The organism is Ruegeria sp. YTSC004 (assembly GCF_059609805.1).
The window spans coordinates 76,078-89,913 of record NZ_JBXWMJ010000002.1; the positions used below are offsets into that span (position 1 = coordinate 76,078).

12 protein-coding genes and 1 tRNA gene are annotated in these 13,836 nt (G+C 58.1%); 8 read left to right on the forward strand and 5 right to left on the reverse strand.

Annotated features, from left to right (window positions below):
• Position 1 precedes the first annotated feature (1 nt).
• The gene (locus AC2FFP_RS04055) at positions 2–1,087 is read right to left on the reverse strand and encodes an AI-2E family transporter (protein WP_496727108.1); all 1,086 of its coding nucleotides are present in this window, start codon (positions 1,085–1,087) and stop codon (positions 2–4) included.
• 178 nt (positions 1,088–1,265) lie between these two features.
• Here AC2FFP_RS04055 and AC2FFP_RS04060 point away from each other — a divergent pair, with 178 nt between their 5' ends.
• From AC2FFP_RS04060 to AC2FFP_RS04070, 3 genes are all read left to right on the forward strand, one after another.
• Entirely contained in the window at positions 1,266–2,132 is an 867-nt protein-coding gene (locus tag AC2FFP_RS04060; protein ID WP_496764791.1) for a YihY/virulence factor BrkB family protein, read from the forward strand.
• On the forward strand, positions 2,129–4,030 hold the full coding sequence (locus AC2FFP_RS04065) for a multiheme c-type cytochrome (protein ID WP_496880747.1): 1,902 nt from the start codon (positions 2,129–2,131) through the stop codon (positions 4,028–4,030). The genes AC2FFP_RS04060 and AC2FFP_RS04065 overlap by 4 nt, the downstream gene beginning before the upstream one ends.
• A 97-nt stretch (positions 4,031–4,127) precedes the next feature.
• On the forward strand, positions 4,128–4,316 hold the full coding sequence (locus AC2FFP_RS04070; protein WP_058277992.1) for a hypothetical protein: 189 nt from the start codon (positions 4,128–4,130) through the stop codon (positions 4,314–4,316).
• A gap of 1 nt (position 4,317) precedes the next feature.
• Here AC2FFP_RS04070 and AC2FFP_RS04075 read toward each other — a convergent pair whose 3' ends face one another.
• Positions 4,318–5,034, reverse strand: a complete 717-nt coding sequence (locus tag AC2FFP_RS04075; RefSeq protein WP_058271698.1) for an RlmE family RNA methyltransferase — start codon at positions 5,032–5,034, stop codon at positions 4,318–4,320.
• Positions 5,034–6,146, reverse strand: a complete 1,113-nt coding sequence (locus AC2FFP_RS04080) for a Ppx/GppA phosphatase family protein (protein WP_108858582.1) — start codon at positions 6,144–6,146, stop codon at positions 5,034–5,036. Before AC2FFP_RS04080 ends, AC2FFP_RS04075 begins: the two co-directional genes overlap by 1 nt.
• 241 nt (positions 6,147–6,387) lie before the next feature.
• Here AC2FFP_RS04080 and AC2FFP_RS04085 point away from each other — a divergent pair, with 241 nt between their 5' ends.
• The 4 genes from AC2FFP_RS04085 to AC2FFP_RS04100 all read left to right on the forward strand — a co-directional run bounded on the left by AC2FFP_RS04085 (position 6,388) and on the right by AC2FFP_RS04100 (position 9,169).
• The gene (locus AC2FFP_RS04085) at positions 6,388–6,684 is read left to right on the forward strand and encodes a virulence factor (RefSeq protein ID WP_496764798.1); all 297 of its coding nucleotides are present in this window, start codon (positions 6,388–6,390) and stop codon (positions 6,682–6,684) included.
• 26 nt (positions 6,685–6,710) lie between these two features.
• Positions 6,711–7,637, forward strand: a complete 927-nt coding sequence (locus AC2FFP_RS04090; protein ID WP_496764802.1) for a methylenetetrahydrofolate reductase — start codon at positions 6,711–6,713, stop codon at positions 7,635–7,637.
• A gap of 9 nt (positions 7,638–7,646) precedes the next feature.
• Complete coding sequence (locus AC2FFP_RS04095; protein WP_058271694.1) at positions 7,647–8,708, forward strand: methyltetrahydrofolate cobalamin methyltransferase; 1,062 nt, start codon at positions 7,647–7,649, stop codon at positions 8,706–8,708.
• A 387-nt stretch (positions 8,709–9,095) separates the two neighbouring features.
• Positions 9,096–9,169, forward strand: a tRNA-Gly gene (locus AC2FFP_RS04100).
• Between the two features lie 66 nt (positions 9,170–9,235).
• Here AC2FFP_RS04100 and AC2FFP_RS04105 read toward each other — a convergent pair.
• On the reverse strand, positions 9,236–10,093 hold the full coding sequence (locus AC2FFP_RS04105) for a class I SAM-dependent methyltransferase (protein ID WP_496880748.1): 858 nt from the start codon (positions 10,091–10,093) through the stop codon (positions 9,236–9,238).
• 23 nt (positions 10,094–10,116) lie between these two features.
• Positions 10,117–12,159: an ASKHA domain-containing protein gene (locus AC2FFP_RS04110; protein ID WP_496843801.1), complete on the reverse strand. Its 2,043-nt coding sequence runs from the start codon at positions 12,157–12,159 to the stop codon at positions 10,117–10,119.
• Between the two features lie 217 nt (positions 12,160–12,376).
• Here AC2FFP_RS04110 and guaB point away from each other — a divergent pair, with 217 nt between their 5' ends.
• Positions 12,377–13,825 carry an IMP dehydrogenase gene (gene guaB, locus AC2FFP_RS04115; protein WP_496764808.1) on the forward strand — a complete coding sequence of 483 codons (1,449 nt, stop codon included), beginning with the start codon at positions 12,377–12,379 and terminating at the stop codon, positions 13,823–13,825.
• The last annotated feature ends 11 nt before the right edge of the window (positions 13,826–13,836 follow it).

A 13,836-nucleotide genomic window follows, 5' to 3' on the forward strand; every position in this document is an offset into this window, starting at 1 on the left:
GTTACTGGGTCCGCGCAGGCACGTTGTCATCACCAAGGCGGCCATCAAGAGACATCAGAATTGCCACCGGTCTAAGCGCAGGGATATGGCTGAAGATGATCAGAATGCAGACAGTCAAAGGAACACTCAGGAACGCACCGATCAGCCCCCAGACCGTAGTCCAGAACGTCAGCGCGAGGATGACCAGAAACGTCGACATGTTCAGCGACCGGCCCAGCAAGGCGGGGTCCACAAAATTGCCAATCAGAAACTGGATTGTGCCGCAGCCAAGCACGATGATCAGGAAAGGCCCGATCGTTTCATATTGAACCAGGGCAATCATGGCCGGAAAGATCACGGCGATGATCGACCCGATGGACGGGATGAAGTTCAGCGCAAATGTCAGCACGGCCCATGTTTCGGCGTATTCAAGTCCAAGGGCCTTGAAGACCGAGTAACTGATGCCCGCGGTGACCAGGCTGATGAAGGTTTTTACCCCGACATAGCGCTGCAGGCTGAATGTGATCGCATCCAGAATTGTGGTGAATTCGGCCCCGGTTTCGGGGTTGCCCGCGGCCAGTTGTATCTTTTTGCGAAACGCCAGACGCTCGGCCATCAGGAAGGCCACGTACAGGCTGATCAGGAAAAACTGGTTCAGCAACGATGTTGCACTGCTGAGCAACACACGCGCGACATAGGACATATCGATACTGACCAGATTGTCACGGATAAACGTGGTGACGTCATTGCCAACCAGCCCCGTGACCCGGTTCACGGCGCCGTCGAATTGGGTTTCATACGTGCTGATGGATCGGGCGAACTGCGTCGCCTGGCTGCCGAGGATGTACATGATCACGAACAAACCAGCCAAAACAACTGTGACTGCGGCGATGTTGGCCAGCCAGACGGGCACCCGCGCCATTGAGATTACCCGGTCGCTCAGAGCGATAATCAAAACGTTGATCAACAAAGCCATGGTCAGCGGGATCAAAAAAGCCGAGCCGGCGTAAAGTCCCAGCACAATCAGCGTGGCAACAATTGTCGTATCGCGGACAACCGACAGCCTTAGCCGCGGGCCGCCCGTGTTCTGATCAGGTTCCAAAGTCATCGCTTAGCCCGCCTGTGATGCCGCGTGGCACGTTACAACGATTGGTGGTCGCTCTGGAAGATGATCCTGCACCGCTGGTCGAGATTCTGCAATGTGCCCAAACATTTGGGCCAGATAATTTACGTTCTGAAGGGATTTGCCATTTCAGAGCAAAGCCGAGGCGGGTTAGGCTGAGCGCATGAATGCACGTGTGATTCCTTTCGTTGGTAAACCGTTTCAAGCCCTGTGGCTGGCCGTAGGGCGGTTCAACAACAAAAACGGGTTCGTGATGAGCAGCCACGTCGCCATGTCTCTGATGATGGCCTTGTTTCCATTTGTGTTGTTCACTGTGGCTTTGGCGGGGTCGTTGTCTCAGGGTTATGTCACCGACGAACTGATCGAGCTTGTGTTTGGGGCGTGGCCCAAAGACGTCGCGGGGCCGATCGTGGCTGAATTGCGGGCCGTTCTGCAGGAATCCGGCTCGGGTGTTATAACGCTGGGTGGTCTTTTGGCGATCTTCTTCGCCTCGAACGGCGTGATGGCGGTGCGGGCGGCGATGAACCAGGCTTATCACGACAGCGACGTTTGGCCGTTCTGGAAAACCCGGTTGCTGTGCCTGGGGCTGGTGATTGTTGGTGGTGTTGCCATTCTAGGCATTGCAGCGGTCGAAGTCGTTTTGCCTGCATACACCCAATTGGTGAGCGAGAAGACTGATGTGAATGTCTCGGACTGGTTGTCGGTGGACAGGTTGCGCTGGACCTTCACGGTCGCGGTTCCGGCGGGCACTGTCCTGTTGGCGCATCTGATCCTGCCAACGCGGCGGCACAGGCTGATGCAAATACTGCCGGGTGTTGTTCTGACGTTGGCCTTGTGGGCGGCCGGCGGGTGGGGGTTCTCGATCTATATCGCGCAATTCGCCAGCTACAGCGCCACGTATGCGGGTTTGGCGGGCGTCATGGCGGCGCTGATCTTTTTGTACCTGTGCGCGGCAATTCTGATCCTTGGTGCCGAATACAACGGCGCTTTGATGGATCTGGAAGACAATCAGGATCGGGGTTCTCAGTGAAATTTCTGACGTTGTGCGTCGGGCTGTTTGTGCCTGTGGCCGCCTTTGGCCAGTCTCCGGCCTATGTCGGGTCGGATCAATGTGCCGAATGCCACAAGGACGAGGCGGCGGCATGGTCCAAATCCCACCACGCACTGTCCTGGACAGAGGTTGAAGACGGGGCTGTAGTTGCCGATTTTGACGGAACGCAATTCGACCATGACGGGATGTCGGTTGAATTCAACGACACCGAAGGCGCGTTGAGTGCGAAAGTCACGGAAAAGGACGGGGTGACCACCGAATACGGCGTACATTCCGTCGTCGGCATTGAACCGTTGCAGCAATACTTGTTCGAAACAGAACCCGGCCGGTTGCAGAGTTTCGATGTTGTTTGGGATACCGAGAACAAGCAGTGGTTTCACCTCTATCCCGATCAGGATTTACCCCCTGATGACGGGTTGCACTGGACCGGACCTTACAAGAACTGGAATGCGCGGTGTGCGGAATGTCACGCGACCGGTTTTGAGAAAAAGTACAACGCTGAAACCAGAACATACGACTCGGTTCAGGCCGAGATCGGGGTAGGGTGCGAAAGCTGCCATGGCCCGGGTTCTGCGCATATCGATTGGGTCGGGGGACAAAGTCTGCCGCAGGGTCTGGGCGATACCGGGTTCCTGATGGATTGGGGTAAAGGGCAGACCGAGGCTGAGATCCAGCAATGTGCCGGCTGTCATTCCCGCCGTGAGGCGCATGGAGACGGCAATCCGCTGCCCGGAACGCCTTATCATGACGCGTATAATCTGGCAGTCCTGCGTCCCGGGCTGTACCACCCGGACGGTCAGATTTTGGATGAAGTCTATGTTTATGGCTCGTTCCTGCAATCCAAGATGTATGACCGCGGCGTAGGTTGCATGGATTGTCACGAGCCGCATAGCGCAAGTCTGAGGGCAGATGGAAACGGGGTGTGTACGCAGTGTCACTCGCCTGCCGCGAATCCCAAGTTTCCAACTCTGGCTGCCAAAGAGTACGATGTGCCGGAACATCACAATCACCCAGCGAATAGCGAGGGTGCGCAGTGCAAGTCCTGCCATATGATCGAGCGTGTCTATATGGGTGTCGACGGTAGGCGCGATCACAGTTTCCGTGTTCCTCGTCCCGATTTGGGGCTTGGGCAGGACGCCTGCACCGATTGCCATTCGGATCAGGATCAGACATGGGCCGCCCAGCAGATCGAAGGCTGGTTCCCCGACAGCGCGCATCGAAAGCCGCATTTCGGGACGGCCTTTCAGGCGGAAGCGTTGGGTCGCGCGGATGGGCCGGAGGAACTTCTGGACATTGCGACCGACCGTGATCAACCCGGTATCGTGCGCGCCACGGCCACCTATCTGCTTCAACCTTTTGGGTCCGTTGATATAGCGGCCAGAACGGCTGGGCTTTTGGAGGACGAGGACGCTCTGGTTCGCGCAAACGCAGCGCCGTTGCAGCGTCAGGCCAGCTTGCCCGATCAAATCCAACGGCTTGAGCCGCTGCTGTCCGACCCGTTGCGAAACGTCCGCATTTCGGCGGCAAAAGAGTTTCTGAACATTCCGCCGCAGGCCCTGACTGCGGAACAACAGCAATTGTCGGGGCAGGGCATGTCCGAGTGGCAGTCGGCGATTTCCAACCGTCTGGATTTTCCTGAAACGCATCTCGTGCTTGGCGGTATGGCCCTGACGTTCCGCAATGCTCCAGCTGCCGAGCGGGCGTTTCAAGAGGTCGTTGCGCTGGACCCGCAACGCGCCGAAGCCTGGCCAATGCTGGTGCAACTGGCGCAGATCAATCGTGGGCCTCAGGCCGCACGCGATGTTCTGGAGCAGGGGTTAGGGATCATCCCAGAGGACCCGAACCTTTTGCAGTTGAAACAACAACTGGGCCGCTGAAACGGCACGGCTTGGCCCGGTTTCCGTCATTTTCCCGGCAAATTTCATAGTTACCGATCAAGCTGAGGCAAGAATTGCCCCAGCTTATAGGTGACACATGTTTCTCAAACCGGTCCACACGTCCAAGCTGAAAAAGCCACTGGCTTTGTCGCAACGGATCGAGGAATTGCGGGCCCGACCACCGGAATACATCAATCACGGCGAAGCGTTGTTGATACAAGGTATTGCCGCCGCTTCACTGCGCGAACAGGTGCTGACAGAGGATCGGATTTCGCTGGACGACTGATCTAGCCCCGGAACCCGGTTGCGACAACGAACTTCTCGGAACTGTCCGAACGCGACGCGGGTGGTTTCACATTCGCAACCTTGTCGAATTTCTGCTTCAGCAGCTTTTGCAGATCGCCTTCGGCGCCACCGGCCAGAACCTTGGCAACAAACGTGCCGCCTTCTTCCAGTACGTCAAAGGCGAAATAGGCCGCCGTTTCGCACAGAGCCATGATGCGCATGTGGTCGGTTTGCTTGTGCCCAGATGACGACGCGGCCATGTCCGACATCACCACGTCAGCCTTGCCGCCCAGCCACTCTTTGACCTTGTCGTCGGCATCGTCTTCCATGAAGTCCAGCACATGTGCCTCGGCACCTGCGACCGGTTCGACCTCTTGCAGGTCGACACCCAGAACTGTGCCTATCCGTTTGCCGGAACGTTCGCCCAGCGCATTCACTCGTTTGACCGCGACTTGCAACCATCCACCCGGCGCACAGCCAAGGTCGACGACACGTGCACCCGGCACGAGGAACCGGTACTTTTCGTCCAGCTCCAATATCTTAAACGCTGCGCGCCCACGGTACCCTTCGACCTGCGCACGTTTCACATAGGGGTCGTTCAGCTGCCGCTCGAGCCAACGGGTCGAGCTGAGCTTACGCCCGCGTGCAGTCTTTACCTTGACCTTCAGGTCACGCTGCCCGCGCCCCGAGTTGTTTTTGCCACTTGGTGTCTTCGCCATCAGAACGGTCCGTCTTCCAGTACGCCGTCCGCACTCATCTGCGCATAAAGCAGGCCTTCGCGCAGCCCCCGGTCTGCCACTGAAAGGCGATCGGTGGGCCAGCATCTTAACAGCGCCTGCAAAATGGCCGAGCCGGACATGATCAGCGCCTGCCGGTCATCCCCAATCCGGGGATCACGTCGGCGACCCTGAGGGCCGAGTTCTAGATACCCTCGTATGACTTTGTCAATCTGATCGCTGGTCATGCGCAAACCATCGACCTTGGTCCGGTCATAGCGCTTGAGTCCAAGGTGAGAAGCCGCAACGGTTGTAACCGTGCCACTGGTACCGACGATCTGGAACCCGAGGCGGGCTTGCTCGTCCTTGTAAGGTGCGAAATCGGCAAGGTTTTCTTCGAAAAACCAGCTCATCAGGGCAAAGCGAGCGGAGTCATCTTCGACGTCGTTGAACTGATCGCGCAGGGTTGCAACACCCAGGGGTACGCTGATCCAGTCGACGACTTTTGCCGCAGGGAAGGGGCTGTCAGTCGTGTGAAACCCATGGTGCAGCCGCATGATCGCGGCGGGGCGGTCCCGGCGCGGTACGGATGAGATGTCGATCCACACCAGTTCGGTTGATCCGCCACCAATATCCACGACCAGCAACTGCTCGGTCTTGGTGGATACCAGAGGTGCACAAGAGATCACGGCCAAGCGTGCCTCTTCCTCGGGCTGGATGATCTCAAGCGTCAGTCCGGTTTCGCGTTTGACCTGTCGGATAAATTCGCGTGAGTTTTTGGCACGCCTGCACGCCTCGGTCGCGACCAGACGCATGCGCCTGACCTTGTTGCGTTTCAGCTTTTGCTGACAGATGCGCAGCGCCTGAATGGTGCGCGCCATCGAAGACCGAGACAAACGTCCGGTCCGTTCCAAACCCGCGCCCAACTGCACGGATTTGGAAAAACTGTCTACCACATGAAACCCACTGCCCTTGGGCTGGGCTATCAACATGCGGCAACTATTTGTCCCCAAATCCAGCGCCGCATATAACGCATCTGGATCGGGTCTTGCCGGCGCGGGGCTTTCGACCGCCTTCGGGAACGCGCCCGCACCTTTGGGACGCTTGGGCGCCATATTAAACGCCCTCCGATTTTCGAGTTACCCCGACCATAGGTCGGGCGTGTGCGTCGTGCAAGACGCTCATTAAAGTGATGAGAATTTTGATATGCGCGTTTGGTTCAGTCTTCGTTACAACCCTGGTATCCCATCGCGGGCAAAAACGTCGCTGAAAATGCGCCTTGTGTCGAAAATCGACCGACTTGCCCCCACATAGACGTTTAGAACCGGTCCATCTGGTTAGGAGGAATCAAACGCAATGCCTGACGTCACCATTGTTTACTGGCGCGATATTCCCGCCCAAGTCATCGTCGGCAAAGGCCGTCGTGGCGCTAAGCGGCAATTAGAGGAACGGTTCGAACAAGCCATCGACCGCGCGGCCATGAAGGTGAACGCCAAGGACAGCGATGCCTATCTGGCCGAATGGCGCAAGGCGGCCCCCTTTGCAGTCGACGGCGACCCGTCCGAGATTGCCGAGGCCGAAGCCACGCGTTTGGAAACGGAATACGATCAGGACCGCATCAAAGCCCTGATCTCCAATGACGGTTGGGCTTGAGCCCGAGACATCTATGGGAGGCCGCAATGGCTTTGCTGAACTTCAAGAAACGTGATGCGGTCGAAAACGGCCCTGTAAACCCGACCGTCGAAGCCTTTTTGCAAGGCTATTCGATCGAGGTGATGCCGCGCACCGTCGAAAAGGTCGAAGATTTCCGCGCGTTGCTGCCCGAAGGCACGCGCGTTTACATCGCCCATATCGAAGGCACTCCGATCGAGGATATGGTCAAGACCGCCAAGCGGATCGCTGACGAAGGTTATCCGGTGATGCCGCACTTCCCTGCGCGGATCATCAAGGACGCCGCCACGCTGGAAAACTGGATTTCCATGTATCAGGGCGAGGCGGGCGTTGATCAGGCATTGCTGCTGGCCGGTGGTGTTACCAACCCGCACGGCGATTTCGACAGCTCGATGCAGTTGCTGGAAAGCGGTTTGTTCGACAAGGCGGGTTTCAAGCGCCTGCACGTCGCAGGTCACCCCGAGGGCAACAAGGACATCGACCCCGACGGCTCGACGAAGAATGTCGACGACGCCCTGCGCTGGAAGCAGAAATTCAGCGAAACCACGAATGCCGAAATGGCGCTGGCAACGCAGTTTGCGTTTGAAGCCAAACCGATCATCGAATGGGCCGACAGTCTGAAAGAAGCTGGTATTGATATTCCGATCCATATTGGTATCGCGGGTCCGGCCAAGCTGCAGACCCTAATCAAATTCGCCATCGCCTGCGGTGTTGGCCCGTCGCTGAAGGTCCTGCAAAAGCGTGCGATGGATGTGTCGAAGCTGCTGCTGCCTTATGAGCCGACCGATGTGATCACCGAACTGGCCAACCACAAAGCGGCCAACCCGGATTTCAACATCACCAATGTACACTTCTTCCCGCTTGGCGGCATCAAGACCAACGCCAACTGGGCCATCAATAACGGCGGCGCTTCGGCAAAGCCTGTAAACTCCTAAGGAACGGACATGACGCGTACAGTCGTAGAATCAAAAACAAAAACTGCCGTTCTGGGCTTTGACGAACCGTTCTGCGTGATCGGTGAGCGGATCAATCCGACGGGCCGTAAGAAACTGGCGGCCGAGCTGGAAGCCGGCGATTTCTCAACCGTTGAAAAGGACGCCATTGCGCAGGTTGCGGCCGGTGCGACCGTTCTGGATATCAATGCGGGCGTTGTCTACAACTCGAACCCCAACCCGAACGAGACCGAACCGCCACTGATGCGTAAGATCGTCGAGCTGGTGCAGGGTCTGGTTGACGTTCCGCTATGTGTCGACTCGTCCGTTCCCGGCGCACTGGAAGCTGGTCTTGAAGCTGCCGAGGGCCGCCCGTTGCTGAACTCGGTCACCGGCGAAGAAGATCGTCTGGAACTGGTTCTGCCGCTGGTCAAAAAATACAACGTGCCGGTTGTTGCGATCTCGAACGATGACACCGGTATTTCCGAAGATCCCGATGTGCGCTTCGAAGTGGCCAAGAAGATTGTTGAGCGGGCCGCCGATTTCGGCATCCCGGCGCATGACATCGTAGTTGACCCGCTGGTGATGCCCATCGGCGCGATGGCAACCGCTGGTCAGCAGGTCTTTGCGCTAGTCCGTCGCCTGCGCGAAGAACTGGGCGTTAACACCACTTGTGGTGCTTCGAACGTGTCCTTTGGTCTGCCAAACCGCCACGGCATCAACAATGCGTTCCTGCCGATGGCAATGGGCGCAGGCATGACGTCGGCAATCATGAACCCGGTGGCGCTGCCTGTGGGTCCCAAAAAGCTGGCCGAGAAAAAGGCCGAGGTCGAAGCCAAGGGGATCATTCTGCCTGCGGACATGGATGACGAAACCTTCTGTCAGCTGTTCGGTCTGGGTTCGACCAAACCGCGCGCCGGTAAGGAAATGGAAGCCATCCGTGCCGCCAACCTGCTGACCAATAATGACCCGCATGGTGGCGAGTGGATTCGGTTCAACAAATCCCCGGAAGAGGCCGGCGCAGCGGGCGCTGTAGGTGGCCGTCGTGGTGGCGGGCGTCGTCGTCGCGCCTGATCCAATCACTTGTTCCAGTGAACAAAGGCCGGACCATGTGTCCGGCCTTTTTTCGTATTGGTGCTGATCGCCGCCGGAACCTGACAAGATCGCTAGATTAGTGGCGATATCGCGATACCCGTCACGTACGAAGATGAGCCAACATCGTCGCCCAACACAGGCAGACTCTGACTTAAGCAAGCGTTTGGAAAAAAAGAATACTTCGTGGAGCTGGTCGATCTGCAAGCGCAACTGGCGTTGAGGCAGAAGATATTTCTATTTCACGGAACCAGGTGCGATGTCCTGTTCGAAGGATGGGGTGTGTCAGGACGGAACAAGGCGGTGCCGCTTTTCCGATGATGGGTTCTTGAAGTCGATAAGCCTCTGGTGATATCGGTGAAAAACGCGGCGGGTATGATGTAATGGTAGCCTGTCAGCTTCCCAAGCTGAACGCGCGGGTTCGATTCCCGCTACCCGCTCCAGAACTCAATTTGTCATCGGAAAAGCTTAGAAATCAGCGCTTTGGGTGTGGTTGTGTCTGTGGTCATTTACTCCGGGCGACGCGCCTGAAATAGGTTGATATCAGCCGGGATGTGCACCGCACCATTTTTGGCAAAGGGGTGAAACGCTTCGGCGACGGCGTGTTGGATCGCAGTCACGTCGTCGGGGTTACCGTCGAAATGGGTAATAACACGGGCGGCGGGGCCAACGCGGGTGCATAGGGCGGCGCAATCCAGCAAAGAGCCTTGAAAGTCCAACATCAGGTTAACAGAATCGGCGCGAATATTGCTTAGACCTGCCTTTTCCAGCAACCCGGTAACACGCTCACGATCATGAAACGCCAAGGGGCCCGGTGCATTCCGGTCGACCTTGGGCGGCGTGCCCAGCCGTTCCGTGGCCGCGATATGGGGCATTCTGAACCATGGGTTTTCGGGCAATGGCCCCCAGGCGGCAAAGGTCATCGTGCCGCCGGGTTTAAGCGCGCGGGTAATGTTGGTAAAGGCGGCAACCGTATCCTCAAAAAACATGACCCCAAATCGCGAGATCATGGCGTCTCGGTCTGCTGCTTCAAAGGCGTAGGTCTGGGCGTCGGCGAACTGGAACGTGATGTTTTGCGATCCGGCATCGGATGCCCGTGCCGATGTGCGGTTCAGAAATGGCTGCGAGACATCGGCAGCCAGAACATGGCCATCTGGCCCCACGGCATGTGCGGCGGCGATCGCGCTTGCGCCCGTACCGCAGCCGATATCCAGAACACGCATGCCGGGTTTTAATCCGGCACGTTCTAGCACCAGATCAAGGACCGGGGCCATCAGTTGATCCAGCTGGTCCTCATAGGTCAGCCATTTGGCTCCGGACGGGGATTTCCCCCAATATTCAGCCTGTTCCTCGTTTGCGATTTGCATGCCGCCCCCTTTGTCAGGAGTGACTATGACCGTCTGCGGCGTCTGCGACCAGAGCCTTCTTCTCCACCACCGGCATTGAAGGAGGGCGAGGGCAGAGTGACCACTTGCGACAATTCCGGGAACGGATCCGTCTTGTGCGGGATGGCATTGGCGGCAACGAAATGGTCCTGAAATTTCGGCTCAATGGCCGTTTCGACCTTGGTGATCTCACGCACGACACGCTCAATCTCGGACCGGGCACCAATGTTGCACAAGGCAATCCGCGCGCCGGTGCCAGCCGCGTTGCCTGCACTTGAGACTTTGTTCAAGGGCGCATCGGGGATCATACCCAGAACCATCGCGTGCTTGGTCGAAATATGTGCGCCGAACGCCCCGGCCAGCACAACGCGGTCCACCGTGTCGACGTTCATTTCATCCATCAACAGGCGTGCACCGGCATAGAGCGCGGATTTGGCCAGTTGGATGGCGCGGATATCGCCCTGCGTGACCGTGATGCGCGGACCGCCCTTGGCGCTGGCGTCGTGGATCAGATAGGCGTGGGTGCGGCCTTCGGGGACGCAACGGGTGGTGCCGGTCTGTTCTGCAGACCCGATCAGCCCGCTTTCGTCCAATAGCCCGGCAATACGCATCTCGGCGACCGCTTCGATGATGCCCGAGCCACAGATGCCTGTGATGCCGCTTGTGGCAATCTCTTGATCAAAGCCTTCTTCATCGGACCATTTCTCGGACCCGATCACGCGGAAACGGGGTTCTTTGGTGACCGGATCAATTTCGATACGCTCAATGGCGCCGGGTGCTGCGCGTTGGCCGGAGCTGATCTGGGCGCCTTCGAACGCCGGACCTGTGGGCGAAGAGCAGGCCAGAACGCGGCTGGTGTTGCCGAGCAAGATTTCTGCGTTTGTGCCCACGTCCACGATCAGCACAAGGTCTTCGGACTTTCCCGGTTCTTCTGACAGTGCCACCGCGGCGCAGTCGGCGCCGACATGGCCCGCAATGCAGGGCAGGATATAAACCTGAGCGCGCGGGTTCATATTTGTGAGGTCCATCTCCCGCGCGGGCAGGGACATGCTTTCCGATGTCGCCAGCGCAAAGGGGGCCTGACCCAACTCAACCGGGTCCAGTCCCAGCAGCAGGTGGTGCATCACCGGGTTGCAGACGAACACCGTTTCCACGATCAGTTCGGAACTAATCCCGGCTTCCTTAGAAATTGAGGTGGTCAAATCGTTGATCGCCTCACGCACGGCTTTGGTCATCTCCTTATCACCGCCGGGGTTCATCATCGAATAGGAAACTCGGCTCATAAGGTCTTCGCCAAAGCGGATCTGCGGGTTCATCAGGCCGGAAGACGCCTTGACCTCACCTGTTTCCAGATCGGTAAGGTGGGCCGCGATTGTGGTTGAGCCGAGGTCGATGGCCAGTCCGTACAGCCCATGTTCGTGCAGACCGGGCCAGATTTCGACCACGCGGGCGACCTCGTCCTTGTGGCCTTTGTGAACGGCGACCGTGACTTCCCATTTGCCTTTGCGCAGAACGGGTTGCAGTTTGGACATCAGGGACAGGTCAGCGGTGACGGCCTCAATGTTCCACTGCTCGCGCAGGGCGCGTTCAAGCCGTTCCAGATCACCAGTGGGCGAATGCATGTCCGGCTCTTCTACCACAACGAAATACAGCCGTGTCGCCGGATCCATTGTGATGGCACGCGCCGCGGCGGCTTTGCGGACAACCTGACGGTGGACCTGGCTTTCGGGTGGGACGTCGATCACAACGTCGCCTTGGACTGTCGCCTGACATCCCAGGCGACGACCCGGCTTCAGACCGCGCTTGTCGTCATAGCGCTGTTCGACCGCGTTCCATTCACTCAATGCGCCTTCGGAGACGGACACGCCGTGCTTGGGAAACTCGCCATAGCTGGGCGTGATTTGACACTTCGAGCAAATCCCGCGACCGCCACAGACCGAATCCAGATCAACACCCAACTGCCGTGCAGCGGTCAGAACCGGAGTACCCACGGGGAAATGCCCGCGTTTGCCCGACGGGGTAAAGACGACAAGGGGGTCGGTGGTCATGTTTGGCCTGCCTTTTGTATTCGCGCGTATGTCGCGCAAGATATGGGTTTGTGCGCAAAGTGAAAGGCCAATCAGCGGCACGTTTTGTACGTCTAGCGTCGTTTTTTGCTGCGGCATCTGCCCGCAACGACAAACTAGTTTAGGTCAGGGGCTTTTCCTTAGGTTAAATCCATGTAATAGGGTCACCGCCAAACGGGCTTTTGCATGGGGTTAACAGATGCAGATTCGTGAGGCACTTACCTTTGACGATGTTCTTTTGGTTCCGGCGTCCTCGTCGGTGCTGCCGGCGACGGCGGATACGACCACGCGTGTGACGCGTGAAATCACGATGAACATCCCGCTGCTCAGCTCGGCCATGGACACGGTGACCGAGGCGCGCATGGCCATCGCAATGGCGCAGGCAGGCGGTATCGGCGTTGTTCACAAGAACCTAACGGTCGAAGAGCAAGCCCGAGAGATTCGTCGCGTGAAGCGATTTGAGTCGGGCATCGTGTACAACCCGGTCACGCTGAGCGTGAACCAAACGCTGGCGGACGCGAAGGCGCTGGTGCAGCGCTATAACTTTACCGGCTTCCCGGTCGTCGATGAAAGCGGGCGCGTCGTGGGTATCCTGACCAATCGCGACATGCGCTTTGCGACCTCGGACGAGACGCCGGTTCACGTGATGATGACATCGGACAATTTGGCGATGCTGCAGGAACCTGCAGATCTGGAAGAGGCCAAGAGCCTTATGAAAGCCCGCCGGATCGAAAAACTGCTGGTGGTCGATGGTGAGGGCAAGCTTACAGGCCTGCTGACCCTGAAAGATACCGAGCAAGCCGTGCTGAACCCGACCGCCTGTAAGGACCGGCTGGGACGCCTGCGGGTCGCTGCGGCGACTTCTGTTGGTGATTCTGGTTTCGAACGGTCCGAACAGTTGGTGGATTCGGGCGTTGATATCATCGTGGTCGACACTGCTCATGGGCATTCGCAGGGCGTTCTGGACGCGGTGCGGCGGGTCAAGACACTCTCAAACGAGGTCCAGATCATTGCGGGCAATGTAGCGACGAGCGAGGCCACCAAGGCGCTTATCGATGCCGGTGCGGATGCAATCAAGGTTGGCATAGGGCCGGGCTCCATCTGCACAACCCGGATGGTTGCAGGCGTCGGCGTACCCCAATTGACAGCGATCATGGACTGCGCGACGGCTGCCGGAGATGTTCCGGTCATCGCCGATGGTGGCATCAAATTCTCAGGCGATTTCGCCAAGGCCATTGCCGCAGGCGCGTCCTGTGCAATGGTTGGCTCGATGATCGCGGGAACGGATGAAAGCCCGGGTGAGGTGATCCTGTACCAGGGCCGTTCGTTCAAATCCTATCGTGGTATGGGCAGCCTTGGCGCCATGGCACGCGGGTCGGCGGATCGCTATTTCCAGAAAGACGCGGCCAGCGACAAGCTGGTTCCCGAAGGGATCGAAGGGCAGGTGCCCTACAAGGGATCGGCCAGTGCAGTAGTTCACCAGCTGGTCGGCGGCCTGCGCGCGGCGATGGGTTATACCGGCTGTGCAACGGTCGAAGAAATGCGCAAGAACTGTAACTTCGTCAAAATCACCGGCGCTGGCCTGAAAGAAAGCCATGTGCATGACGTTCAGATCACGCGTGAAAGCCCGAACTACCGGGTAATGTGACGCAACAGAGT

Bases quoted from the DNA above. Each gene is read 5' to 3' on its own strand.
- AC2FFP_RS04055 (WP_496727108.1), bottom strand. From the start codon at position 1,087: ATGACTTTGGAACCTGATCAGAACACGGGCGGCCCGCGGCTAAGGCTG.
- AC2FFP_RS04060 (WP_496764791.1), top strand. From the start codon at position 1,266: ATGAATGCACGTGTGATTCCTTTCGTTGGTAAACCGTTTCAAGCCCTG.
- AC2FFP_RS04070 (WP_058277992.1), top strand. From the start codon at position 4,128: ATGTTTCTCAAACCGGTCCACACGTCCAAGCTGAAAAAGCCACTGGCT.
- AC2FFP_RS04075 (WP_058271698.1), bottom strand. From the start codon at position 5,034: ATGGCGAAGACACCAAGTGGCAAAAACAACTCGGGGCGCGGGCAGCGT.
- AC2FFP_RS04080 (WP_108858582.1), bottom strand. From the start codon at position 6,146: ATGGCGCCCAAGCGTCCCAAAGGTGCGGGCGCGTTCCCGAAGGCGGTC.
- AC2FFP_RS04085 (WP_496764798.1), top strand. From the start codon at position 6,388: ATGCCTGACGTCACCATTGTTTACTGGCGCGATATTCCCGCCCAAGTC.
- AC2FFP_RS04090 (WP_496764802.1), top strand. From the start codon at position 6,711: ATGGCTTTGCTGAACTTCAAGAAACGTGATGCGGTCGAAAACGGCCCT.
- AC2FFP_RS04095 (WP_058271694.1), top strand. From the start codon at position 7,647: ATGACGCGTACAGTCGTAGAATCAAAAACAAAAACTGCCGTTCTGGGC.
- AC2FFP_RS04105 (WP_496880748.1), bottom strand. From the start codon at position 10,093: ATGCAAATCGCAAACGAGGAACAGGCTGAATATTGGGGGAAATCCCCG.
- AC2FFP_RS04110 (WP_496843801.1), bottom strand. From the start codon at position 12,159: ATGACCACCGACCCCCTTGTCGTCTTTACCCCGTCGGGCAAACGCGGG.
- guaB (WP_496764808.1), top strand. From the start codon at position 12,377: ATGCAGATTCGTGAGGCACTTACCTTTGACGATGTTCTTTTGGTTCCG.